The organism is Nitrosomonas sp. Nm34 (assembly GCF_900113925.1).
In the GTDB taxonomy this organism is placed as follows: Bacteria; Pseudomonadota; Gammaproteobacteria; order Burkholderiales; family Nitrosomonadaceae; genus Nitrosomonas.
The window spans coordinates 47,619-71,894 of the sequence record NZ_FORD01000005.1; the positions used below are offsets into that span (position 1 = coordinate 47,619).

General features: G+C 45.6%; 28 protein-coding genes. 24 read left to right on the forward strand and 4 right to left on the reverse strand.

Translation table 11 applies throughout. The annotated features are described in order from the left end of the window. Window positions 1–45 precede the first annotated feature (45 nt). From sppA to BM283_RS03615, 20 genes are all read left to right on the forward strand, one after another. Window positions 46–1,395, forward strand: coding sequence for a signal peptide peptidase SppA (gene sppA, locus BM283_RS03520; RefSeq protein WP_090689624.1), 1,350 nt, complete (start codon window positions 46–48; stop codon window positions 1,393–1,395). Beyond that, window positions 1,395–1,934, forward strand: a complete 540-nt coding sequence (locus BM283_RS03525; RefSeq protein ID WP_090689626.1) for a cytoplasmic protein — start codon at window positions 1,395–1,397, stop codon at window positions 1,932–1,934. The genes sppA and BM283_RS03525 overlap by 1 nt, the downstream gene beginning before the upstream one ends. Before the next feature lie 44 nt (window positions 1,935–1,978). Beyond that, window positions 1,979–2,947: a Mu-like prophage major head subunit gpT family protein gene (locus BM283_RS03530; protein ID WP_090689628.1), complete on the forward strand. Its 969-nt coding sequence runs from the start codon at window positions 1,979–1,981 to the stop codon at window positions 2,945–2,947. Window positions 2,948–2,999: 52 nt separating this feature from the next. After that, window positions 3,000–3,599, forward strand: coding sequence for a hypothetical protein (locus tag BM283_RS03535; RefSeq protein WP_090689631.1), 600 nt, complete (start codon window positions 3,000–3,002; stop codon window positions 3,597–3,599). A gap of 5 nt (window positions 3,600–3,604) precedes the next feature. Continuing rightward, window positions 3,605–3,901, forward strand: a complete 297-nt coding sequence (locus BM283_RS03540) for a hypothetical protein (RefSeq protein ID WP_090689634.1) — start codon at window positions 3,605–3,607, stop codon at window positions 3,899–3,901. Window positions 3,902–3,903: 2 nt separating this feature from the next. Next, complete coding sequence (locus BM283_RS03545) at window positions 3,904–4,329, forward strand: gp17 family tail completion protein (RefSeq protein WP_090689637.1); 426 nt, start codon at window positions 3,904–3,906, stop codon at window positions 4,327–4,329. A gap of 18 nt (window positions 4,330–4,347) precedes the next feature. Continuing rightward, complete coding sequence (locus BM283_RS03550) at window positions 4,348–4,806, forward strand: hypothetical protein (protein ID WP_090689640.1); 459 nt, start codon at window positions 4,348–4,350, stop codon at window positions 4,804–4,806. 46 nt (window positions 4,807–4,852) lie between these two features. Further along, window positions 4,853–5,356: a hypothetical protein gene (locus tag BM283_RS03555; RefSeq protein ID WP_090689643.1), complete on the forward strand. Its 504-nt coding sequence runs from the start codon at window positions 4,853–4,855 to the stop codon at window positions 5,354–5,356. A gap of 11 nt (window positions 5,357–5,367) precedes the next feature. Beyond that, window positions 5,368–5,709 (forward strand): hypothetical protein, encoded by a 342-nt coding sequence (locus tag BM283_RS03560; protein WP_139225183.1) that lies wholly within the window; start codon window positions 5,368–5,370, stop codon window positions 5,707–5,709. Further along, window positions 5,709–7,868: a phage head spike fiber domain-containing protein gene (locus tag BM283_RS03565; protein WP_090689652.1), complete on the forward strand. Its 2,160-nt coding sequence runs from the start codon at window positions 5,709–5,711 to the stop codon at window positions 7,866–7,868. Before BM283_RS03560 ends, BM283_RS03565 begins: the two co-directional genes overlap by 1 nt. Before the next feature lies 1 nt (window position 7,869). Then, a complete protein-coding gene (locus BM283_RS03570) occupies window positions 7,870–8,370 on the forward strand; it encodes a hypothetical protein (protein WP_090689656.1) in 501 nt (166 codons plus the stop codon). A gap of 50 nt (window positions 8,371–8,420) precedes the next feature. Continuing rightward, the gene (locus tag BM283_RS03575) at window positions 8,421–8,774 is read left to right on the forward strand and encodes a hypothetical protein (RefSeq protein WP_090689658.1); all 354 of its coding nucleotides are present in this window, start codon (window positions 8,421–8,423) and stop codon (window positions 8,772–8,774) included. Continuing rightward, window positions 8,771–14,722 (forward strand): phage tail tape measure protein, encoded by a 5,952-nt coding sequence (locus BM283_RS03580; RefSeq protein WP_090689662.1) that lies wholly within the window; start codon window positions 8,771–8,773, stop codon window positions 14,720–14,722. Before BM283_RS03575 ends, BM283_RS03580 begins: the two co-directional genes overlap by 4 nt. Beyond that, window positions 14,719–15,639: a hypothetical protein gene (locus BM283_RS03585; RefSeq protein WP_090689664.1), complete on the forward strand. Its 921-nt coding sequence runs from the start codon at window positions 14,719–14,721 to the stop codon at window positions 15,637–15,639. The genes BM283_RS03580 and BM283_RS03585 overlap by 4 nt, the downstream gene beginning before the upstream one ends. Before the next feature lies 1 nt (window position 15,640). Next, window positions 15,641–16,480 carry a hypothetical protein gene (locus tag BM283_RS03590; protein ID WP_090689667.1) on the forward strand — a complete coding sequence of 280 codons (840 nt, stop codon included), beginning with the start codon at window positions 15,641–15,643 and terminating at the stop codon, window positions 16,478–16,480. Window positions 16,481–16,632: 152 nt separating this feature from the next. Further along, window positions 16,633–16,860 (forward strand): hypothetical protein, encoded by a 228-nt coding sequence (locus BM283_RS03595; protein ID WP_090689670.1) that lies wholly within the window; start codon window positions 16,633–16,635, stop codon window positions 16,858–16,860. A gap of 51 nt (window positions 16,861–16,911) precedes the next feature. After that, the gene (locus tag BM283_RS03600; protein WP_090689673.1) at window positions 16,912–17,202 is read left to right on the forward strand and encodes a hypothetical protein; all 291 of its coding nucleotides are present in this window, start codon (window positions 16,912–16,914) and stop codon (window positions 17,200–17,202) included. 10 nt (window positions 17,203–17,212) lie between these two features. Then, window positions 17,213–17,644 (forward strand): cell wall hydrolase, encoded by a 432-nt coding sequence (locus tag BM283_RS03605; RefSeq protein WP_090689676.1) that lies wholly within the window; start codon window positions 17,213–17,215, stop codon window positions 17,642–17,644. Between the two features lies 1 nt (window position 17,645). Continuing rightward, window positions 17,646–18,050 (forward strand): 3TM-type holin, encoded by a 405-nt coding sequence (locus tag BM283_RS03610; RefSeq protein WP_090689679.1) that lies wholly within the window; start codon window positions 17,646–17,648, stop codon window positions 18,048–18,050. A gap of 290 nt (window positions 18,051–18,340) precedes the next feature. Beyond that, complete coding sequence (locus BM283_RS03615; protein WP_090689684.1) at window positions 18,341–19,120, forward strand: hypothetical protein; 780 nt, start codon at window positions 18,341–18,343, stop codon at window positions 19,118–19,120. 55 nt (window positions 19,121–19,175) lie between these two features. On the opposite strand, the gene BM283_RS03620 is transcribed toward BM283_RS03615, so the two are convergent. Continuing rightward, the gene (locus tag BM283_RS03620) at window positions 19,176–19,574 is read right to left on the reverse strand and encodes a YkvA family protein (RefSeq protein WP_090689688.1); all 399 of its coding nucleotides are present in this window, start codon (window positions 19,572–19,574) and stop codon (window positions 19,176–19,178) included. Window positions 19,575–19,751: 177 nt separating this feature from the next. On the opposite strand from BM283_RS03620, the gene BM283_RS03625 reads away from it, so the two are divergent. Continuing rightward, on the forward strand, window positions 19,752–19,937 hold the full coding sequence (locus BM283_RS03625) for an NF038104 family lipoprotein (protein ID WP_090689691.1): 186 nt from the start codon (window positions 19,752–19,754) through the stop codon (window positions 19,935–19,937). Between the two features lie 287 nt (window positions 19,938–20,224). Here BM283_RS03625 and BM283_RS03630 read toward each other — a convergent pair whose 3' ends face one another. The 3 genes from BM283_RS03630 to BM283_RS03640 all read right to left on the reverse strand — a co-directional run bounded on the left by BM283_RS03630 (window position 20,225) and on the right by BM283_RS03640 (window position 21,851). Next, window positions 20,225–20,551, reverse strand: coding sequence for a hypothetical protein (locus BM283_RS03630; RefSeq protein WP_090689694.1), 327 nt, complete (start codon window positions 20,549–20,551; stop codon window positions 20,225–20,227). Window positions 20,552–20,563: 12 nt separating this feature from the next. Then, window positions 20,564–20,827, reverse strand: a complete 264-nt coding sequence (locus tag BM283_RS03635; protein ID WP_090689697.1) for a helix-turn-helix domain-containing protein — start codon at window positions 20,825–20,827, stop codon at window positions 20,564–20,566. Window positions 20,828–21,008: 181 nt separating this feature from the next. Next, window positions 21,009–21,851 (reverse strand): thermonuclease family protein, encoded by an 843-nt coding sequence (locus BM283_RS03640; RefSeq protein WP_090689700.1) that lies wholly within the window; start codon window positions 21,849–21,851, stop codon window positions 21,009–21,011. Between the two features lie 347 nt (window positions 21,852–22,198). On the opposite strand from BM283_RS03640, the gene BM283_RS03645 reads away from it, so the two are divergent. Genes BM283_RS03645 through mlaD form a run of 3 tightly spaced genes read left to right on the forward strand, consistent with a single transcriptional unit; the run spans window position 22,199 to window position 24,256 of the window. Further along, a complete protein-coding gene (locus BM283_RS03645) occupies window positions 22,199–23,008 on the forward strand; it encodes an ABC transporter ATP-binding protein (protein WP_090689704.1) in 810 nt (269 codons plus the stop codon). Beyond that, a complete protein-coding gene (gene mlaE / locus BM283_RS03650) occupies window positions 23,001–23,798 on the forward strand; it encodes a lipid asymmetry maintenance ABC transporter permease subunit MlaE (protein ID WP_090689707.1) in 798 nt (265 codons plus the stop codon). Before BM283_RS03645 ends, mlaE begins: the two co-directional genes overlap by 8 nt. After that, on the forward strand, window positions 23,798–24,256 hold the full coding sequence (mlaD, locus tag BM283_RS03655; RefSeq protein WP_046850671.1) for an outer membrane lipid asymmetry maintenance protein MlaD: 459 nt from the start codon (window positions 23,798–23,800) through the stop codon (window positions 24,254–24,256). The genes mlaE and mlaD overlap by 1 nt, the downstream gene beginning before the upstream one ends. Window positions 24,257–24,276: the final 20 nt, after the last annotated feature.

A 24,276-nucleotide genomic window follows, 5' to 3' on the forward strand; every position in this document is an offset into this window, starting at 1 on the left:
GACAGTCATATCTATAAAGTATAAGCCAGTTTATAGGACTGGCTTATGCAAATCACAGATGTACTGACTAGCCCTTGGGCTATCGTTCCCGAAAAATTACTTGAAATACATGCAATCTATGATGCTCGCGTGAAAGGTGAGCGCATAGACCTTGCGGCTGTGGAAGCTCGCATAGGGAAACCGTTAGCCAACGAAAGTCAGGGCTATCAAGTTAGTAACGGCGTGGCAGTCATCCCCATTCATGGCGTCATCGCCAAGAAAATGAATATGTTCGATGCCATATCCGGCGGTGTATCTACTCAATTAGTAGCACGGGATATTCGGGCAGCGGTTGATGATCCTGCCGTCAAGTCAATTCTCCTGCATATCGATTCACCAGGTGGAACAGTGGATGGTACGCAAACTCTGGCAAATCTGATTAAAGAGGCTTCAACGATTAAGCCGGTTATGACGTTTGCTGATGGCGTCATGGCGAGCGCGGCTTATTGGATCGGCTCTGCTGCCTCTGAAATTGTTTCATCTGGAGATACGACTCAGATCGGATCAATAGGTGTCGTCACTACCCATAAGGATATTTCCAAAGCCGAAGAACAGCGCGGCGTCAAAACTACAGAGATAAGCGCGGGTAAATATAAGCGCATTGCAAGTCAATTTTCCCCGCTTTCAGAAGAAGCTCAGGCCCACCTGCAAGACCAAGTGGATCAGCTCTACACCATATTTGTTGATTCTGTTGCAGAGAATAGAGGGATGTCGTCTGACGTTGTGCTGGAGCAAATGGCGGACGGGCGCGTATTTCTGAGTAAAGAGGCGCTTAAGCGCGGAATGATCGATCACATAGCAACCTTTGAACAAACGATTACTAACATGCAAAACGGAGTATGGCCAATGAATCAAGAGGTAACGAATCAACCAGCGGCAACAAGCGCAACCAATGCGCCGGTTGCAAACAAGCCGGTAAGCATTGATGAGATTAAAGCCGCGTATCCAGAAATCTCCCAGGCACTGATTAACGAAGGCGCGGAAAAAGAACGAGCTCGTATCAAATCCTGTGAAGAAGCCAGTATGCGCGGCTATGAAAATTTGGTGGCAAGCATGAAATTCGATGGCAAGTCTACCGGCGAAACCATAGCACTTGCAATCGTTCGGGAAGAACAAAAAATCCGCAACGATAAGAATGCGGCCTTTGTCTCCAATGCACCACAGCCAGTTAAATCAGATCCTGTGAATGCACTGGAAAAACCAAAAGACGAGGCAAAGGACAAAGTGAACGATCAATCATTGCCGCTTGAAGAACGCGCTAAAGCAGCATGGGATAGCGATGCAAGCTTGCGTGCTGAGTTCAGTTCATTCGGCTCCTATCTATCATTCGTTGAAGCAAATGGAGGAAAGCTGTAATGACAACCCTGGCCAAAGACCAACCACGAGATTTCTTGAAAGGTGATTTCCACGATTATCCGGTGATTGCATCGGACATTATTTATCAAGGTGCGGCAGTAGGAGATAACGGCTCAGGCTATGCAAGACCTTTACAGGCCGGTGATCCTTTCCGTGGCTTTGCTGATTATCGTGCTGACAATGCAGCTGGTGGGGCGGGTGATGTTTATGTTCGTTGCCGCACTCGTGGAAAGATCAGATTATCAATCTCCAGCCTGGCAATTACTGACGTGGGCAAAGATGTGTTCGCGTCAGATGATGACACATTCACTTTGACGCAGGGCACTAATACACGCATTGGTTATGTTTCCTCCTGGGTATCTAGTGGCGTCGGCATCGTGGAATTTAATGTGACGGAAGGTGTGCTGACTGAACTGACGGATAACTCCACAGGCACAGCCTCGGACACGATTGCTGCGATTACTGATGCTGCGACTAAAAATGCGGTTGCCTCACTTGCCGCAAAGGTGAACTCGCTCATTCGTAGATTAGGCAATTAATCCGGCGAACCATTTTAAGTTAATTACCAGGAGAATTTAAAAGCATGTCCCCAATTATTACAGAGCGTCGAGTAATCGGTGATTACTTCGAGCGGCTAAAACAAAACACTCAGAGCGCCTTAGTTGAATCTATTTGCACCCCTGTCATGACTTCTGATCAGGATAGCGAAGAATATGCGTGGATTGGTATGGTGCCAAGCATGGTAGAGCAGCGCGGTGAGAAACAGTTCGGTCAACTGCGTGATATTGCCTGGGCTGTTAAAAACGTGAAATATCAAAACGGTCTTTTAATTCCTGAGAAGCATCTTCTCTATGACAAGACCGGCCAGGTTCAAATTCGCGTTAATGAATTCGCTGATGCAACCACTAAGCACTGGTGGGTATTGGTTGCGGCTTTGATTATTGCTGGTGAATCAAGCGTGTGCTATGACGAGCAATATTTCTTCGACACTGATCACAGTGAAGGCAGTTCAGGAGTACAAAGCAATTCTATTACTCACAAAGTAGCTAAGACTACTGAGCCAACCGCAACAGAAATGATTGACGCCATTCTTAGCGGCGTGGAAGCAATGATTGGATTCAAGGATGACCGTGGCGAATTCGTCAATGAAGACCTTAACGAGTTCATTATCCTGACCGGAAAAAGCTTCGTGAAAAGTGGCTTGAAAGCTTTGAGCCAGTCTCAAATCGCAAAAGACAACGGCAGCGAATCAAACATTCTGATTGAGCAGGACTCATTCCGATTCCGTGTTGTTGCAAGCCCACGTATCAGCTGGACTGATCGCTTTGCATTAATCACACCCCAAGGCACACAGAAACCTTTCATTCGTCAGCAACGAGTTCCGAATCAAAATGGCACCGGCTTTAACTCTGATGGAATCAGATTGCGTACATGGTGGACTGATTCCGAATACTGCCGTGATCACGATGAAGTCAAGGTATCCGTAGAGACTGAGCGTGCGGCTGCATATGGTGACTGGAAAAAAGCCTGCTTGGTGACGTTGACTCTTTAAGCGGAAGCATTAGCCAGGCAAGCATATAAACCTATTTAACAGGAATCACCATATGAATAAATTAGTAATCACAGGAATGGTGGCGCATATAAATGCTGGCACCACTATTGGCTTGCATCCTGCTCAGGCAAAGGCAAGAGCGCATAGTCTCAAGCCCATTGCTGACGGTGTTTATGAAGTCATAACCAGAATCCAATTCAAGCGCGGTGAAATCATCGAGCTTGGCATTGACCTTCCTCGTAACCTGGCTGATCAGATGGAATCTGTGGACACACTGGAAACCTATGAAAGAGAGCTTGGGCCAAGCGAGGAAGAAATTCAGGCTGAGAAAGAGCGTGCGGAAAAGGAAAAGGCTGAGGCTGCGGCTAAAGAGCTGGCTGAAAAAGAACGGGATGAGGCTGAGCTAAAAGCTAAAGAGGAAGCTGAACTCAAAGCCGAAGCTGAGGCTGAGCGTAAAGCTAAGGAAGAGGAAGAACTCAAGGCCAAGCAAGAGTCTGAGCTGAAAGCAAAGCTGGAAGCTGACGAGGAAGCACGCCGCAAAGCTGCTAACGATGAAATGTTACAAAACATTAAAGCGCGGAATCAGGCAAAGCAAGAAGCTGAGCTAGAAGAAAAGGCAGAAGAAAAAAAGCAGGCATCAAAGCGTAAATAAATAGCATGGCCTTCGAGGAAGATTTAAGCCTATTCATTAACGAGGATACCCCTGGCTATACGGTGGCGACAATCCAGGGGCAGCAAGTAGGGGGCATCTTTCGCAATGGATATGCTGAGGCTGGAATGATCGGGACCAGCAATCCGTCATTTCTGTGCATAACGGAGCAGGTTAGCGAACTGATTACTAATCATGAGAATGGCGTGGCTAACGAGATCATCATTAAAGGTATCAGCTACTACGCGCAAGAAGCAGAGCATAGTGGTGATGGATTAACCAGGCTGCATCTCAGGAAGCTTTGACGATGGCGCATATCAGGCAACAACTGAGAGACAAGGCAAGGGTGATTGTGCAGGCTGCAATCAATCGGCCTGTCTATGGCAACAGAGCACATCAGATAGACGATGCCAGGCTTCCTTGTGCTGTGATCTTTACTGATCGTGACGCGAACGAAAGGGTTAACTTGTCGAGCATTGGCAAGAAAGTCTACATGACGATTCAAGTGTATTCGATAGCCAACCCTATCAAAGAAGCTGATGACTCGCTGGATGATCTCTGTGTTGCTATCGAGAATGCGTTCAATGCAGACACGACCATAAACGCTACCGACTTCTTCCTCGTTTCCACCTCGATTGATTTATTCGATGAAGGGGAGCGGCCAATTGCTATGGCGACACTGAATTATGAATTTGATTTTTTAGGGATAAGCAGTTCTGAGCAGTTAATTTAATTTTCATTAGGAGAAATCATGTCACTTTTTAAATCTGCTGGCGCCACGTTGCACATATCTTCTGCTACTCCAGCCTCATTTGATCAAGCTGGTTACAGTGCATTGAGCTATACCAAAGTTGGGCAAATTGAATCCATTGGTGATTTCGGACGCGAGCGTGAGATAAATAAATTTGTTCCACTCGATACTGGCATAGCCATGAAGGTAGTCGGCTCAGCTGATGCCGGTGCACCTGATATCGTGGTTGCACTGGATACGGATGACGCAGGCCAGATCATGATGAAGGCTGCATCGCGTTCTGATAATGCCTACTCAGTCAAGATCACTACTAAGCAAGGTGATATTTACTACATGCAGGTTTTCGTCAAGAAATGGAAGGTGCAAATCGGTGATGGCAACGCAATCACCAAAGCCTCTACAGCCCTTGAGATAGACAGCCAGCAAGGCGGCACTGATGTGGTAGAAGTTCTGGCTTAATTAACTTCGCATACAAACAAATAAAACAATCAGGAGTTAATAAACAATGGCTACCTTAACAGGAAGTATAAACATCACGCTGGCCATAGCTCTAGCCAACGTGATGGATATCGGGCAATCAAATTACCCTATCAATTTCGGGGTAAATTTCCCATTTGAAAATGGATCAGGAGATGGCCAGGCGAGTGCGGCGTGGACTGATGAGCGCACTATTGCTGCATCAGGTTCTGAAAATCTGGACATGGCTGGCGTGCTGGCTGATGCATTTGGCGCAACCTTTTCTGTCACCAAGATCAAAGGTCTGCTGGTTGCAGCGAACGCAAACAATACCAATGATGTTCTGGTCGGAGGGCATGCAAGCGCAGCCGTGGCCTCATTCTTTGGAGATGCCACAGATATCCTTCGAGTCAAACCAGGCGGCGCCATCGCTTTGATTGCTCCTAAAGCGGCAGGCTACGCGGTTATCCCAACTACGGCTGATCTAATCAAGGTGGCAAACAGCGCGGGCGGCACCCCAGTTACTTACAAGATTCTTATTATCGGAGCTTAGAACTTATGTGGATGCATAGAACAATTATTGTTCCTGCATCGCATGTAGGAATCGCAAGAGAATTAACGGAGGCGGCTGATCCAGCTGGTGCCGGTATGTTCACCACAAAGCTTTCTGCAACTGGTGATCTACCGGCTTCTCATTTTATCAGCAGTGGATTCATCAGAGAGCAATACGCATTAATCCTTGATGAGAAAGATGCTGCCTTAGTTCAAGCGATTTCAGATGCAGCGGGGATAGGATATACGCAGGAACAAATAGACGAACTGCTATCGTTAATTGATGTTAGCTCGGAAGATGCATTCGCGGCGTTAAATCGCCTCGGTCTGAGAATATGCAGGGAGGTTGAATAATGGCGCTTATAGATGGCTTTTTTGCCTCGGGGGAGCAGGGAATCTGGCTTGATCCAAGTGATGTGAATTTGGATTGGCGAAAGAACCTGCTTCAAAGAACTGAGGAATTTGATAATGCGGCATGGTTAAAGACAGCTAGTGATGTTATAGCAAATGATAGGGCGGCTCCAGATGCCACGATGAAGGCTGACAGGATTACATTCACCTCAGCAACAGCACTTTCAGTCAGGCAAGGTGGGCTTTCACTTGGGAGCGGGATAACTTACGCTTTTAGCGTTTATGTCTATGTTCCGTCAAGCTTGGGCTGGGCAAGCTGGCGACTAGGAATAGATTTCTCTGATGCCGATAGTACCAATAATGATATTTTGTCTTTATTCGATCAGTGGGTAAAAGTTGAGATAGTCAAAACCTTGACAGGGGACAGAGCATTTTTAGATATTAATATATTTAGAAATGGTGGCGTTAATCCTTTGGTCGGTGATCATTTTTGGTTGACAGAAGCGCAGCTTGAAGTGGGCAGCGTAGCAACCTCTTATCAGAAAATAAAATCACCCTGGCGCACTTATCTGGAAACCATTCAGACTCAGCCTGTAATGTTTCAAGATGGCGCGGGAAGCATTCCTGTGTACGCGCCAGATCAGCCGGTGGGATTAATTCTCGACAAGAGCAAGCAACTTGCATTGAGCGCAGAAAAAGCAGTCAATGGGATATTTGCTGCGGACACAAACTGGACTAAAGGCACTGGCTGGACAATCGGCTCAGGCGTGGCAACCAAAGCGCCAGGCTCAGCAAGCAACCTGACTCAGAATATGAGCTTGTTGCAAAACAAATTTTATCGGGTCAGCTTTGATGTTGTGCGCAATGCGGGAACGCTTAATATAGGCATAGGTAACACAAGCGTGATAGCTGCAATCATAGCTTCAGATAGCTATACATTCCACATTGGCACGGCAGCGGCATCTGATGGGATTCTGTACCTGATGGCTGATGCTACTTTTGATGGGACTATTGACAACATAACCGTCAAAGAAATCTCAGGCAATCATATGGTAATCGGCACGGCCACGGCCCGGCCTACTCTCAGAAGGGGGGCGGACGGAATAGTAAAAATTGAATTTGATGGCATTGATGACTACTGGAATAGTAGGGGCTCTCTTGATATGTCTACAAAAGATGAGCTTTTTATATTCGCAGGAATAGAAAAACTATCAGATGAAAATATGGGAACTGTGGTCGAGCTTAGTGCTAACTTCACCTCAAACAATGGCACGTTCGCTATTCAGGCACCATCGGCTACGCTTGAGGATTTCATGTTTGGAGTCAAAGGTACAATCCAAGCGATTCCTAAAAAATCACAAGCAACCAGTCCCAAGAAAGCATTGCTTACTTGTTCGGCAGACATCAGTAATGATCAGGCCAAAATTAGATTTGATGGAGTTGTTGCTCAAGAAACCTCCACAGATTTAGGAGCCGGAAATTTTGGCGGAGCATACGCATTTTTTATCGGAATGAGAAGCGGCTCGGTATCGGCATTCAAAGGATACCTTTACCAATTAATCATTCGAGGCTCACTAACCCTTGATGTGAATGTAACAAAAATAGAAGATTTTGTTGCCTCTAAAATGGGTTACACCCTGCCGGAATTGGGAAGCAACATGGAGGCAAGGATCGCACTTCACCCTAACATTATTCTGGCCAACAAACTTGATGTAAGTCAGATTGACTATAAGCCAGATTGGCGACCGGAATATTATTTTCAGTTCGGCTCAGGAGCTAACCAGGCGAATAAAGTCTTTACTGATACACGCACCATCGGGGCTTCATCAACTGAAACTATTGATCTAACGTGGACGACATTGGATGCAATAGCTAAAAGGCTTAATCTCACAAAGATCAAAGCTTTGATTCTGGTGGCTAGTGAAAACAATTCAAATGACATATTACTGGGAAGCAATTCTCTTAATAACCCTATAACGTCATTCTTTGGCGCGGCCAATGACAGGCTCAGGATTAAACCAGGCGGCATGATTGCCTTGATTGCTCCTGATGCCAATGGTTACGCAGTAGTGCAGGGCGCGGCTGACAAACTCGATATTGCCAACGATGGGGCGGGATCGCCAGTCACTTATACAATTTTAATCATGGGAGTTTCAAGCTAATATGGAAGCACAAGTAATGGAAGGTCAAGTAATCAATCAAGCGTCAAATGAAAGCTTAACTGGTGAAGTTATCCAGGCAAATAGCGCACCGGCCAAGCGTGATTTTAGTATGTTCTTTCTGGCTGTATCGGGAACCGTAGCGATCAATATGCCCAACGGCAAGCCTATGATGTATGAGGGCAAGCAAGTGACTGTTGATGTATATGGGCCGGGATCACTCCAGCATATCAAAGCCACTGAGTTTATTCAGAATGAGGCAACCAAGCGCATTTTAATTGCTGCCGGAAATACTGATGTTAAAGAAGATCCTGACGCAGATGTGAAATACCTGCTGGCTATTACTCGTTCAATCAATAATTTTCCGTATGAAGGTGGCGCAAAGGCAATCTATAGCGAGCCTCGATTGAACTATATCGCGCATCAAGTTCGTGCTTATGTGGGTAGGGCGGGAAACTTCTTCGAGGATGCAGACGTAGAGCAGAGCTATATGCTCAGCAACTAGGCTACCTGCATTCTCGGCCTAAAGACTATAAAGGGAAGCAGGAAAAGCACATGCGGATTGACCGGCTCAGAAAGTACGGCATTGCTGACCTGCTTCCTCCTTTGAATGAAATTGAATACCTGGCTAATCACTGGCGCAACGCAGGCTATGTGATGGCCGGTGGAATGGGACCGGCTCCCTTAACCAGCCAGGAGCTGATAGCCTGGCAACAAGGAAGTGGAGTCGAGCTTAACCCATGGGAATTTTATACCATCCTCGGCATGTCGAGAAAATACATTGCTGGCTTTATTAACGGCTCAGAGTATGGGGCGCAGGCTCCTTTCGATATCGGGCATGTAACGTCAAGCGATGTTGACGACAGCATCAGGGCAATTTTTGGATCGCGTTCAAGGAAAGCAAAATGACCACAGTTTCCCAGGTTTCCATCGAGATATCGGCTGATGTAAAGAAGCTGCTGTCTGAGATGGAACGCGCCAAGTCAGCGGTGGGAACTGCGGTGGGCAGCATGAATAAAGTGCTGGGCACCATCGGCATAACTGGCGCTACATGGCTTGCTGTTAAGGGTGTCATATCACCCTTATTAGAAAAATTTGCTGAATCTGAAACCGCATTAGTCGGGGTAGCGAAAACTACAGGGCTTGCAGGGGAAGAACTTGACCGCTTTGCTACTCGCATTGATGCTGTTTCAAGATCGACTCCTATCACATCTGCCGAGCTGTTAGAGCTGGCTCAAGCTGCCGGTCAGATGGGCGTGACCGGCGCGGACAATCTGGAGAAGTTCGCAACTACCATTGCCAAGCTTGGGAAGGCCAGTGACCTTGCTGGCGAATCTGCGGCCAAAGCACTTGCCAGGATATTGAACGTGACCGGCGAAGCGGTGGATCAGATAGATGTTCTGGCCAGCGTTATTGTTTCACTTGGCAATAACTTTGCGGCTTCTGAATCTGAAATAGCCAGGATGACAACTGAGGTGGCCAGATCAACAGGCGTGTTCGGGGTGTCGTCAGCTCAGGCGGCAGCGATGGGAACGGCTATGGCCGCTCTAGGCATACAGGCGGAAACCGGCGGCTCATCAGTTGGGCGCGTTATGCAGGCAATAACGAATGCCGTTATGGGCGGCGAGGCTCAGCTCAAGAAATTTGCAGGGGCATTGAACATGAATGCGGAAACCCTGAAAGAGCTGTTCGCACAGGATAAAACAAAAGCATTCGAGTATTTCTTGAGGCAGGTAGATTCTCTGGGATTAAGAGCCGGTGTCGCGCTTGACTATGTAGGTCTTAGCGGTCAGGAGATATCTAAAACTATTGTGCCTCTTGCCAAGAATACCGACATTTTTGCCAGGGCAATGAAATTGGCGATTGCAGAAGTCGAGAATGCTACCGCACTGAATCGCGAATATGACGCGACATTAGGAACACTGAATTCAAAGTGGCAGATTGCAAAGAATCATGTAGAAAGTTTTGCCAGTTCAATCGGAGGATTCCTGGCTCCTGCTGCAAACTTTGCACTGGATATATTTAACAAGCTGGCCAGGGCTATTGGGTCAACTGCGGCAACTTCACACCTGAAAACGCTTGATATTCAGCAGTTAAAGGTTACTGAATTGACAGCTAAGGTTAAACAACTGGACGAGGCCTGGCAGAAGCCAGGGTTTCACAAGTTATTTGGAGAGGATAGCACGTCCTTCAAAGACCTACAGCAAGCCAAAGGTGAGCTGGAGATTGCTGTTAAGTGGCGTGACCGGCTGAGTGATCAGAGCAAGGCTATTGCAGAAAACAAGCAGGCTAAGGAACAGCTCAAGCAAACTGACCAGGCTTTAGGAATAGAGCAAATGGAATTTATCCGCACCACAACTGAGGCCGCGGATAAGGTAGGCAAGTCCAGGGTTGAATTGCTCAGAGAGGAAGCGGCCAAGCTTGGTGTCACTGATGTGACTAAGGAACTGATAGACAAGATTGAGAAGCATGAAAATGCTACCAAAAAGCAAACCAAGACAGTTAGTGAACAGGTAAAGCTTGAGCAGAAACAGGCTGAGGCCTTTGTCGATTTGGTGCAAGGGATACAGAAAAAAATTGATGCTAACAAGCTTGAGATTGCAACAGGCAAGTCACTAACTGAAATCCAGAAAATGAATCTCGAGATTAACGGCAGGGTGATTGCTGGCGAGATCGTGCTGGATAAGGTCAAGAAAGAGAAAGTCAAAACGATGCTGGCTGAATTGGAAGCCAGCGACCAGCTGATAAAAAATAATCAGTTCATTGTCGACTCATCGGCTCAGCTGAGCAAATCTTCATTCGATGAAGTGCAAGCCATGCAGCTAAAAGTCGATTCGCTTAGGAAACAGAATTCTCAGATCGGTATGACTGAGGAAGCTGTGCTTAGGATGACTACGGCCAGCAGGCTTGAGGAAGCTCAGAATATACGGACAGCTGCGGCCTATGCGGGACCATTGAAGGAATCCTATCTACAGCGTGCCAAGGATATTGAAAAACTGACCTCGCTGGAAGAACAGCTTTTCCAGGAGCAACAGGTTCAAAGGTACGCGCAGGAATGGAACCAGGCTTGGAGAAACATGGAGCAGACTGGCCGTAATGCTTTTGTCCAGTTCGGGGCGCATGGAGTGGGCGCAATGGAAGCCATAGGAGATGCAATTCAATATGCAATCCTAGACCTACTCTTTCAGTTGACCGTTCGCAAGTGGATTATAAATATCGGCACGGCTATTGAAGGGGAAATGTTCGGGACTGGAAGCAAAAGTTCTGGCAGCAAGAAATCAGGAGGAATGGGTTTCTCAGATATCCTGAGCGTAGGCTCATCGCTTTCCAGTGCTGGCGCATCATTTAATGGGAGTAGCCTGGCCGGTTCTTTCGGTGCCGGCATGGCTGGAGGATCAGAAGCGGCTGCATTCATAGCTTCTGAAAGCGCAACAGCTGGAGCGGGGGCTGCGGCCAGCGCTGGCTCAAGCTTTGGTGCTGTTGCGGGACCTTTGATGCTTGCTTATGCAGCCACGGCCATACTAAAAGGAATCGCTGGCGACAAGCGCATGGGAGGCGGCTTTGGCAAAGGTCTTAACTTCATAGGCGACATTCCGATTGTGGGTGACTTCATTCCAGTAGTGCCATTAATGAACACGCTTTTTGGTCGAGGGCCTTTGAAGCAGAAAGAAACTAATCTCATAGGAGACATTTCTTCAACAGGTTTCAGTGGCATCACTTCCACCAAGTTCAAGGCTCAGGGCGGCGCATTCGTTAGCGACAAAGTGGACCGCATCATGACAGATACGGACACAGGGGAATTGCTGAATGAGTACAGGGGAATAGTTGAGGGCGGCATATCCAAAGAACTGAATCCAATAGCTGAGGAAGCGAGAAAAGCTACGCTTGAGCTTGGCAAATTCTTGGACGATAGCATCACCACAGTTTCTAAAACGGTTCGCAGTATTGGCGAAACATTGCAGAAAGATGTATCCGCAATAGATCAGTTCAAGATGGAAATAAACATCGCCAGTAAAAAAGGCGAGGCCTTGACTGATGAACAGATTGCTCAGGTTATAACTGATGCTGGTGACGCAATGGCTAGAAGTCTGGTTCCTGGCATTGATGCATTTAGCAGATCCGGAGAAGGCGCATTCCAGACATTGCAGCGATTAGGAAGTGAGTTCGATTCTCTGGAAAGTGCAATCACTATTTTGACTGGATCGGCAGAGGGTGCGACCAATGCTGTTAAGGGTCTGACCTTTGAGCAAAGAGCTGAATTAGTGGATCGAGCTGGTGGCGCAGATATTCTGAATACCAGGATTGATTTTTTTGAGGCTAACTTCCTGTCACAAGATGAAACATACAAGCTCCAGTTTGAGCAGCTGGATACTGAGCTGAGCAAGTTAGGCTTCTCGGCTTCCATGACGAAGGAGGATTACAGCCAGCTTATCAGATCAGTGACAGAAGTGGGCGGGGTATCCGTAGAAACCGCGAGCAAACTTCTCGAACTTGCACCATTGTTCCTTCAGGTTAAGACTATGGCGGAATCTGCTTCTCCTGATGGCGGCCAGGCAAAAGCAAATACACTGGCACTTGCTGAGACTTTTGCTCCTGGCGAAGTACTAGGGATTAAGCAGTCAATGGCCAACGATGCCCTTAGTGAATTTGGGCTATCTGTTGAAATGGGCAAGGAAGCAATCACCAGCGTGCTAAGGGAGTACGTTAATGCTGGCGGCGTGCTTACAGATAAGATAATGAATGCAGCCTCTGTGACTGCTGGATACTTTAGCGCAGCAGGACAGGATAGCGAGACAGTCAATCAAAATATTATTTCCCTGGCTGAATCCTTTGCTCCAGGAGAAACGGCCGCGATTAAGACTAACTTGCTGAATGAATCGCTTACTAAGCTTGGGCTGTCCACCGATATCAGCAAGGAGGAATTCACCAGCCTGCTAACTGAATTCGTCAAATCGGGAGGCATGTATACAGACCTGGCCGGTGATGTGATGATTGCTGCTAATCGTTTTCTTGATGCTAATAATACGATTAAGCAAATAAATCTTGATGCAGTCAATAAAGCATTCGCTACTTTGCAAAGGTCTGTAGAGGCTGAGCGCACCAGGCTAACTGATGACTACAACAAACAACTTGAGGACATTAATAATCAGATTCAACTTATTAATGATTCCGTGGGCGATCTTAAATCGCTGGCCAATGCATTGAGTCAGGCAGTCAATCAGATACAGCCTCCTACTATTTCGGAAGCCAGGGACCAATTAAGGCAAGCCATAGAACAGGCTCAGGCAGGAAACTTTGTTAAGGCTGAGGACATTCAATCCGCATTGCAAGCGATCACCAGTCAAACTGGAAGTGGCTTTTCCAGTCGAGAAGAATTCGCCATGTCTCAGGCTGAGAGCGTAAATCTTATTTCTCAGTTAAACGTGATGACTGAGGATCAAATAAGCGTGGATGAAGCCACATTAAAAACACTTGAGGCATCTAAAAAATCCCTTGAGCTTGGCTTCGAGGGTGACATGAAACGGCTTGATGACATTATTACATCTGCTCAGAAACAGATCGAGGCTTTACAGGGGATCGAGAGTGCTATTGTTTCTCTGGCTGATGCTATCAATAACTTCCAGACAGCTATAAATACAGCTAATGCAAGCGGCTCAGGAAGCGGCAGCGGTGCCGGTGGTGGCAGCTCGTTTAGTTTCAGCGGTTCAGGCATTAAGACAAAGGCCAGTGACGCAGAGATCAAGGCTTTTGTAGAAGCCAATATAAATGATCCTCTAAAGATTTATAACAAGGCTTTAGAGCTAGGTTATAGCTCCGGCGATATATCCAAAGCTACCGGATACTCTATTGATGAAATTAATGCGACTACTGATGCATTGGGGATTGCCAGGCTGCCGGAGGCAGTGACCCCTGCTATTACTGCCACACCTGTTTACGGTGTCACTAATCAGATGGTGGGTGATTTCTACCAGGCTAATAAAGATAATCCTTTGCTGGTTGCTCAGACCGCATTGAAGTATGACGTTAATGTGCAGCAATTGTCGCGTCAGACCGGCCACAGCGTAAAGGAAATAAATGATTACATGAAATCACAGGGGCTTCCATTGCTCGATCAAAAGGGATTCGCAATGGGTGGCTTTACTGGTGCCGGTGGCAAGTTTCAGCCTGCCGGTATCGTCCACGCTGGTGAATATGTTTTCAGCCAGGAGTCTGTGAAGAATATAGGAGTTCACACGCTTGACCAATTGCACCAGGCTACAAAGAGCGGCACGGCCTTAGGATACGCGACAGGGGGATTGGTAGGCGGCGGCGTACAGAATGCCGTGGCTCGCACTGTCGCAAGCGGAAACGTCATTGATGCAGTAGATAGATTCACCAAGTCAACTGAGCATCATGAGTTAAGTGCCGCAGCTTCCAATTTTGCCACGGCATCTGACAATCTAAGTTCAGTCATAAATGCGGCCGATATCTTCCGTCAAAAAGATAGTTCGCACTCTAGCAAGGAAATTTCAAAAGTTTCTAACTTGCACAATTTGGCAAGCATCTCCTCGATTGGGATCCGTGAACTTGAATCTAACCTGATCAAGCAGGAAGAAATCATAAGCATGTTTGAGGAAAAGATGGTGGCAGGGTCAGACATTAATCATGTCGAGGCGCCAGCTGCTATTCAATCAATCAATCATAGCGAGAGTGTGGCATCAGACCGTGAAGAATTCTTTAATGAGCTGAGGGAAATTATTGTGGAATCTAAAACTGAATCGAGCGGCACGCCAGAAATTGACTACGCAGAGCAGGCTTATAATTTGTTGCTGCGGGTTACTCTTGGCGGTACCAGGATAAGGACTACTGACAAATGAACGTAGTTATTCCCATTACAGTTCGAGCCGCGCAGCTGACAAGCAGCTCTATCCCTTATCCAGATACCGGCGAGGCTGCTTACAATGCGGGTACCGCTTATGCATTAGGTGACACGGTAGCTTACACGATTGATGGCCTGATCCATAAATTCAAAAGTAAGCAGGAGAGCAACACTGGACATACACCAGAAGCTTACCCCAATGAGAATTCATGGTGGCTAGACTTGGGCGCGGCTAACCGATTCAATATGTTCCAGCTGGAGCGCAACACGCAAAGCGAAGGCGCAAGCCCATTGGTAGTTCAAATTACCCCTGGGCAAAGATTCGGTGCAATTGGCCTGGGGAATATCGAGGCTGATAGCGTCCGGCTCCAGGTATATAACGGTGCATCATTGATCTATGATCAGACAAGGGACCTGATAGACAGGACGGTACTATCTTGGTATGACTATTTCTATCAGCCATTCCGCCAGATTAAGAACACGCTATTCACTGACCTTCCCATACTGACCACGGCAAAAGCAAAGCTGACCTTCACCAGATCGAGCGGGAATGTGAAAGTTGGATTCGTGGTGATGGGCGTTCCATTTAACCTGGGGAAAACCGAAAACAAAGTAAAAGCTGAGGCTTTGAATTTCTCTGAGATCGAGCGTGACGAATTTGCAGAAGCCAAGCTTACACCACGGCGTGACATTCCAAAAACCACGCAAACTGTTCTGATCGAGAGAGAAAAACTCAACCAGGTAAGAGGAACATTAAGTGAACTAAATGCAAAGGTGGCCTTGTGGCATGCATTGAGTGACCCACTGCTGAGCTACTTTGATGCCACTTTCATCATTGGTGTATACAAGCGGCGTGACATTGATATCAGTCCTAAAAGCCACGCTTATCTCAACTTAGAATTGGAGCAAATTTAACATGGCAATCACACCATTGCCCACTCCGCCAGCAAGTACGGACAGGGCAAATTTTGATGCAAGGGCTGACGCATTCATGCTGGCATTGCAAACATTTGCAAATGAATGCAATGCTGCGGCTGAGGCTTTTAATTTCAATAGCACGAATGGGACCAGTGCAAGCAGTGTGGCAATCGGGACCGGAGCAAAGTCTTTCACGACCCAAGCTGGGAAATCCTATGTGGTAGGAATGACCCTTCGCCTGGCGAATACAGCTGACGCATCTAAATGGATGCAGGGTGAAGTGACTAGCTACAACTCAACTACCGGCGCATTGGGCATGAATATCACCCACATTAACGGCTCAGGGACGCTGGCTGCTTGGACAATCAGCCAGGCCTCGCCAATCATCTTGCCATTCCCGGGTACCGATAAAGTAACGGTGCATACAGGCAACGGCTATGCATCGACAGATAATAAAATACTCCGGTTCGCTACCATTCTGGAAAACTTGGGAGCATCAATCACCTATGCAGACAGCCTGGCCAACGGCGGCCGGTTCACTATTAATACAAGCGGAATCTATCATGTGAATTTATCCCATGAATTCAGCGCGTCGCTAGGTTCTTTCGGGGTGTCTAAGAATTGCACGACTCTGACTACCGCATTCACTTCGATAGCAGAAGCACAGAAGCTAATTTATGCAGGCGGTAATAATTCGTCAGGTGGAACGGATGCACCTACAGGCAACGGATACACCGGCTACCTTGCTGCCGGCACGGTTCTAAGAGCGCACAGCGATGGTTCCGCTATGGCTGGAGCGGCAGGTAGAGCGAGAATGATTGTGGAGAGATTGTTTTAAAACTACATCATATGCACGAGCCCTGTTCCAGCAGAGCCCGTGTTCAATTCAATTTGGAGTTCATCCAGTGGTCATTTTATCATTTTTGTCTCTAATTTGAGACATTTTTATAGAGGTGAATCATGGGTATAGAACGGACTGGAGCATGAATCGTGGCGAGAGAGAAGATACCGGATGAATGCCCAATGAATCCTGAGAGCGTGCGGGATATGACTGCCACATTGAAGAATATCGATCAGCGTTTGCAAAGCATAGAAAGAATGATGTTTGCCGGGAGGGTTGCTCTGTACGTTGTAATGGGTTGCGCGTCCGTAGGCTGGTGGTTTTTTCAGAACGTGGATTACATCAAGCACGGAATCAGCAACTGGCTGAGAAATTGACCGTTTTATTTGAGCTGCAAGCAATTATTTTTATTAAAACAAGGAAAAGGTATGAATAAAAACTTAAAAGACATTCTGACGCATTCTGGTGTAGCGCTGGCGATGGTGATCATTTTGTTGTTATTGCCACACTCAATTGCTGTGACTATTGCCGTAGTAGCGAGCTGGTACATGTGGGAACTTGGCCAGCGCGTTGCTATGGATCAGGAACGGCGAGGCGCTGAATGTATGCTGTATTGGTTCGACATCAGGAACTGGAGTAATCAGGCAAGGCTGGAATTTTTGGTGCCGTCAATTGTTGCAATTGTCGCGGTCAACATCTACGTGATCATTACATTGTGAGGCAGGGCATATGTGGAGTTATTACGAAATTGTAATGCTCGCGCTAACCATTTGGCGTGAGGCGAGGGGAGAAACACGTGAGGCAAAAATTGCTGTCGCTCATACCATCGTTAACCGGGTGAACAACCCGGGCTGGTGGGGCACTGACATCATTAGTGTGCTAACAAAAAAATGGCAGTATTCAAGCATGACTGATCCCAATGATAGGCAACTTACCAATTGGCCTAAAACGGGCGACCCAGTATTTTCAGAATGTCTTGAGATAGCCAGATCGGTAGTCGATGGATCGCACAAATCATCCCTCAAAGGTATTGACTCATACTATGACGACTCCCTTAAAGGTAATGCCATTCCAAAGTGGGCGAAAGAAAATCCTGACCGGCTTGTCGGGAAAATCGGAAGGCTGAATTTTTATAATCTTGATAAAGACGTGGAGCGATAACATGTGGCAATTATTATTCCCGGCGATAACGCCAATCATTAATAAGGTTCTCGACCTGATTCCCAATGAGAATGAGCGTGCTCGGGCAAGAGAACAACTGGAAGGCGATCTGCAGAAAGCGATCAACCAAGCAGCTGCGGATCAACGTGAAATTAATAAAATTGAGGCGGCTAGTTCCTCTATTTTTGTTGCTGGCTGGCGTCCTGCTTTGGGTTGGTGCTGCGTGTTTGGATGCTTTTGGGCATTCATTGGTCAACCCTTCATGCTTTGGATCGTTCAAGCATTTGAGCTGCCATTTAAAACCCTGCCGGATATTCATACTGATTACCTGCTGGAATTGGTATTGGCTATGCTAGGACTGAGCGGGGTCAGAATGGTAGAGAAGATTAAGGGTGTTGCTAAGTAATTGATTGAGAGGTGCAGACGTAAGCTTGACCTACTACAGCCTAAATAAAGGGGTGCGACATTTTGCCACATTGTTAATTTCTTAATTACAAAATACTATGCTGCCTGTCACTTAAATCATACTTTATATGCTAAATGCTTGCATAAAAGGAAAGTGGCATTTAAAAAATATTTAGCATTGAAGGTTTGATGAAACCCTCTTTTTTCCTGTTTAAGGAGGGTATTTATATAAAAACTAATGGCAAAAGTAGTAGTAAGCTAAATTAAAAAATTGAGATTGGAATCTAATAAATGATGAATTCTACAAAGTTTAAATGTCGCGCTTTAGTTTTGATGGCTGCTATTGGATTAGTTGGATTCGGGCAATTTGCGTTTGCACACACCCGATTAAAAACACCTGAAATACAGGAGAATGCAGCAAATCATGGCAGTAATTATAATGACGTGGTGGTTTCGCATGGCTGCTTGAATCCATCCACGGGCAATTCTGATTCCAATGTACTCGGAACTGTAGTGGTGTTTCCAGACGGTAAGGATTCGAGCATAACGGTAGATGGTGCACCGCACAACGGCACATTGACTGATTTTGTTACGAATTGGGGCAATCCTGTCACTAAAATTCAGGACCGTAGTATTTTTTCCCATGAAGATCATATAAAAGATTCTCTGGGCAATAAACTTGGTTTCTGGACAGGAGGTGGTAGTGGTTTAACGGGAGGGTTTAGAGGAGTGCTTCCATTCGTAACAGCGGGGGTTGTGATTAACCCGGCCTCTTGCGCAAAAAGCGTAACTTTTGTGGTTAGTATCGCTGACATTTGCCAAATTACTGATGAGGGTGGATTTGGAGAACAAACGGTTAATCTATGGACTCCGGCGGTCGGTTCAAAATACGACGGTCCCGGCCTGCACGGGTTTGATTCACCCGCTACATTGAAAGTTAATCGCAGCATTACTCCTTTACCTGAATCATGTGGTGCAGGAGTTGATGTTGTAGTTAAACCATCTGCCAATCAGTTAAATCGTGATATGCGGATAATGTTCGATGGCAAACAGATATGGCCTGCTGAGTAATTTAAAATCATGCTTGCACGAACTAGTACAGAATTTGTACTAGTTCATAATCTTTTTATGGTTTTATTGCAATAGATTCATAAACCCACACAATACAAAATACGGCTAAAGCACACCAAATTATAATTATTGTTATACCTGCGCTCCAACTTACGGGCTTTTTGTTTAATACCGTTTTTTTGGCTTTAATCCGATACTCATCTAGAATTGCAGAAGGAATTAATTTAATTGCAAAAGCGATGCCTAGCGGTACTAAGATAAGATCATCTAGGTACCCAAGAATCGGAATAAAGTCAGGGATTAAATCAATAGGGCTTAAAGCATAAGCAATAATGCCAATCACCAGAAGCTTTGCATACCAAGGAGCTCTGGGATCACGCGCAGCAAGATAAAGAGCGTAAGTTTCGGTTTTTAAATGCTGTGCTCGCGCTTTTAACTCTGCAATCCGTATCATTTTTATAGATTATAAGTTATTAATTGATGATCAATTTGCTATAAGAATGCTCAAACCCTCTTAGCAATATCCTCAACGATTTCCCGATAATAAATTTGCAACATCCTCATATCACGGTGTCTTGATGTTCTGACAAGAGTTAGAATATCAATCTTCTGATAATGACCTCAATGATTTATGTCTACGTTTACAGCTTTCCGCTTGCTAGTAACATCTCTACTCATCGTCCATTTAGCAGGATGTGCTGTCTTAGCAGTCGCCGATGCCGCCGTCACTGTTGTTGCGACAACAGCTAAAGTGACTGCTAAAACGGTTGGCGCTATTGCTGACACTGTTATCCCGGATGGCGAGGAAGACAAGTAAGTTCCAGATAAATGAGCATCGTAACTGTGCCTATCAGCAAGCAAAGAGATAAAGGCAAAAGTCAGCTTCTCATTAGATCTTCCATCTTCTCTTGTATTTATCTCTGGTTGATTTTAACGACCAAATCACAACTGCCATTCCAACCAAACTTACAAGTCCAGTCAATACAATAATTAGTGTGTCCAATTTTTACTTTCCTTCTTGAGATAATATTTCTTGTGGATGTGCGGAAATCAATAAATTCATGATCTAACTTGTTGATTGATATTGCGTTATGGGTGCGCGGTTTAACCGTCAGGATTGAATGAGTATTTCATATCAGGCCACCAAACTGGATTATCATCAATAACCCATTGTCCGCAACCGTTATACCAGTAAACCTCCCTCCCAGTCCTGGCCCATTCGATGATCATTTCGGAGTGGGGGTGGGGTTGGCAGATCATATATTCCGCTACCTCATAAAAATTCACTAAATGAAAATCATGGTTTTCGCCATCATCATCAAATATGCTTGATAGTGTTCCATCCTTCCATTTAACAATCCATCCATGCTTTGATTCTTTAATCTCACTAAGCTGCTCTTCACTTCCAGTGAATTTTTTCCAGGTTGACATTAGTTGGGTTCCTTATCTTTTGAACAGCAAGCTATCTTTAAACGTATCATTTTTCTTTTTTGCCAATCTAAGCATGAGATCTATGTCGAGATTCAATCCTCGTAATAAAAAGAATTTATGGGTTTTAGTAATGACTAGATCGTCTGCAGCAATCCTACCTGTTTCGATCCCAGACAAATAAGAAAGATTCTCCTTCATGTGAGTTGCCATGCTCATTAATGTTTCGCCTATCTCAAGCCTGGATTCCCTAATTAATCTTCCGTATTCAGTAAGCAATTAACCCTCCTGCTTTGCCTTAAATTATGACAATGACACTGACCAAAATGCTGACCAAGCTATGTAAAAAATAGTCATATCCAGTCATAAAACGGTCATTCTCAATATTGTAACTTATTGATTTAATTGTATTATTATTTCTGAGCCGGACAGGCGAAACTTCCGGTCATTATTGCTGCGGTTAGCGCAATACAAGTGCACTAGGGTGATGGATCAATATTGAGTAGTGATCATTACGATGAGATACCCATCCACGAATTTCCAGCGATTTATGAAGGTAAGTTTCCAGTACTGGAAATAAGGCGAGATTGTTATTATCGATTCTAATATCTACTTTATTATTTAAAATCAATTGACTATACCGCTTATTTTTCTTCAATGACATGGGTGTTCCGAGGAAACGTTGCCAGCCACGTGATTTCTGCGATATTTGCGTAAGCGGCCGCGTTCGATAGTCAGGTAGCGACCAAATTCCTGATTTTTGTCTTTCAGCTCGTTGCTGCGCCCTGATCATTGCATCAGCATGTCTGAGATTTGGCGGCAGTAAATTGACTACCGCCAACCCTTTTTCCACGAGCATAAGGTTAAGATGCTCTCCATTTGGCAGATAGAGATGAGCAAGCAAGCGATTATAATGATCGTGTTTTTGTTGGTCATATTCCAGGTATACTTTCCGATTCTTTAATTTTTCCTGTAACCACTCTTTAGCAGCTATACTGCCAGCTTCTCCATCGCGATAACGGCTTTTGACTTCGGGTGCATTAATACCCAGCAATCTCACGCGTTCTCCCCCATTTAACACAACGGTATCGCCATCCAATACTTTAACTACCTGATGCCGGGTGCGATGTGGGATTGGTGAGAGATTTAATGGTTTGGCATCAGGAGCGGGGATATCTGAATAGGTGATATTGCCCTGCGCATCTTGGGTACGATAGATGGTGTCAGCAGCACAACCCGGTAAATGCAGGCCAATGAAAACAGTCAACAACCAGAATAATGATATTGTTATGATCGGTTTCATCTATTGCATGGCTTTACAATGAAGTTTAGACAGTGCCTTTTATTGAGTACTGTATAATTCTATTATGAGCACCTTTAAAAATTCATATTTGCGAGCATCCGCTTCGCGGATTGGCTGCTTGTTCTGTCTCGTCACAATTTTAGAAATGGAATTACAGTCTTTACTGAAGTTTTAGTAATTTTTACATTTTGAACATATCATTGATTTTTTTTGTGAAAAACATAAAAATAGCATTGAGTTACCGACTCTTTATAAATAATTAGAAGATAAAATCATATCCATGAGCAATATGGATTAAAATCCAGCATTCTGCTTAAAATATATCAATCCATAGTTAGTCGTAAGTAATGTCTGCCCCACTGATCGAAATCAAAGATCTTGCTTTTTCATATAATACTCGTCCCATTCTGAGAAGTGTCAATATGACTATGCCTCGAGGTAAGGTCATCGCTATTATGGGGGGAAGTGGTTCTGGCAAGACAACTTTGTTGCGTTTGATTGGTGGAGAAATCAAACCAACTGCCGGTTATGTCAAAGTCGCTGATCAGGTGGTACATAAACTCAGCAGAAATGATCTTTTTAAATTACGCAGAAAAATGGGGATGCTGTTTCAGTTTGGCGCCTTGTTTACTGATTTATCCGTGTTCGACAATGTTGCTTTTCAGATACGTGAGCATACCAATCTTCCCGAATCTATGATCCGTGATTTAGTATTGATGAAACTACATGCAGTGGGCTTGCGCGGAGCGTATCATCTGATGCCGGCAGAACTTTCAGGCGGTATGGCGCGGCGTGTTGCCTTAGCTCGCTCGATTGCGCTTGATCCCATGCTGATCATGTATGACGAACCTTTTACCGGACTGGATCCCATTTCATTGAGTGTGATTGGTAGTCTCATTCGCCGATTGACCGATGCACTGGGCATGACTTCAATCGTAGTGACGCATGATGTGCAAGAATCCTTAAAAATTGTAGATTATGTCTATTTTCTGGCAGATGGGGTCATCGCAGCGCATGGAACTCCGCAAGAAGTAAAGGATTCGGTTACTCCATTTGTGCACCAATTTGTGCATGGCGAAGAAGATGGGCCGGTTCCTTTTCATTATCCTGCAGATGCTTATCAAGAGGATTTGAAGCTGGAGAACCATTTTGCCTAAACGCATTATTACCAGTATTCAAGCTATCGGGCATCGGGTGATAGATAGTATTTGGCGTTTAGGTCGCGCCGCACGCTTTTTTGCCTTGGTACTCCTGAAATCAACGACAAGCTTCTTGCGTTTTAGTCTCGTTATACGTGAAATTTATTTTGTCGGCGTGTTATCACTCATCATTATTCTGGTGTCTGGCCTGTTTGTGGGAATGGTATTAGGTTTACAAGGATACGAGACACTGCAGAAATATGGTTCTGAATCAGCAGTCGGGACGCTCGTGGCATTGTCACTGGTGCGAGAACTGGGGCCAGTGATGGCAGCACTGTTGTTTGCAAGTCGCGCGGGTTCTGCCATCACTGCGGAAATAGGTTTGATGAAAGCGACTGAACAGTTGTCTGCCATGGCAATGATGGCGGTGGACCCGGTTGCACGCGTGGTGGCCCCACGCTTCTGGGCAGGGGTGATTTCTATGCCACTATTGGCAGCCCTCTTTTCCGTTCTAGGCGTATTTGGAGGGTATCTGGTGGCAGTCGTTTTCATTGGGGTGGATGAAGGTTCATTTTGGTCCTCCATGCAGAATGCAGTCGATTTCCGCTATGACATTGTAAATGGCGTCATCAAAAGTTGTTTTTTCGGTGTGACAGTGACCGCGATAGCCGTTTTTGAAGGGTTTGATGCGCCTCCTACAGCTGAGGGGGTTTCAGGTGCGACCACCCGAACGGTAGTCACTTCTGCGCTGGCAATTTTGGGATTGGACTTTGTTTTAACCTCTTTTATGTTTAGAGGAGTAGATTGATGCAACGAACAATAATCGATTTTTGGGTGGGATTGTTCGTAATAGCCGGTATTGGAGCATTACTGATACTCGGATTAAAAGTGGGAAATCTAACGAGTTATAATACTGGCGAAAGCTATACCCTTACAGGAAATTTTGAAAATATTGGTGGCCTTAAAATTAAAGCGCCTGTCAAAAGCGCGGGAGTAGTGGTAGGGCGGGTCACAGATATCCAGTTTAGCCTGGAAACCTATGATGCGCTGGTGACAATGGCTATCAATGCTCATTATCGATTTCCTAAAGATACTTTTGCGAGCATTCTGACATCGGGATTACTTGGGGAGCAATACATTGGTCTATCCCCAGGAGGAGATGAAGAAATGTTAGCGGAAGGCGATAAGATAATGAAAACCAATTCAGCCATGGTACTGGAAGAGATGATTGGACGTTTTCTGTTCGATAAGGCTGCAGAGGATTAACATTTCTTAATGATTGATAA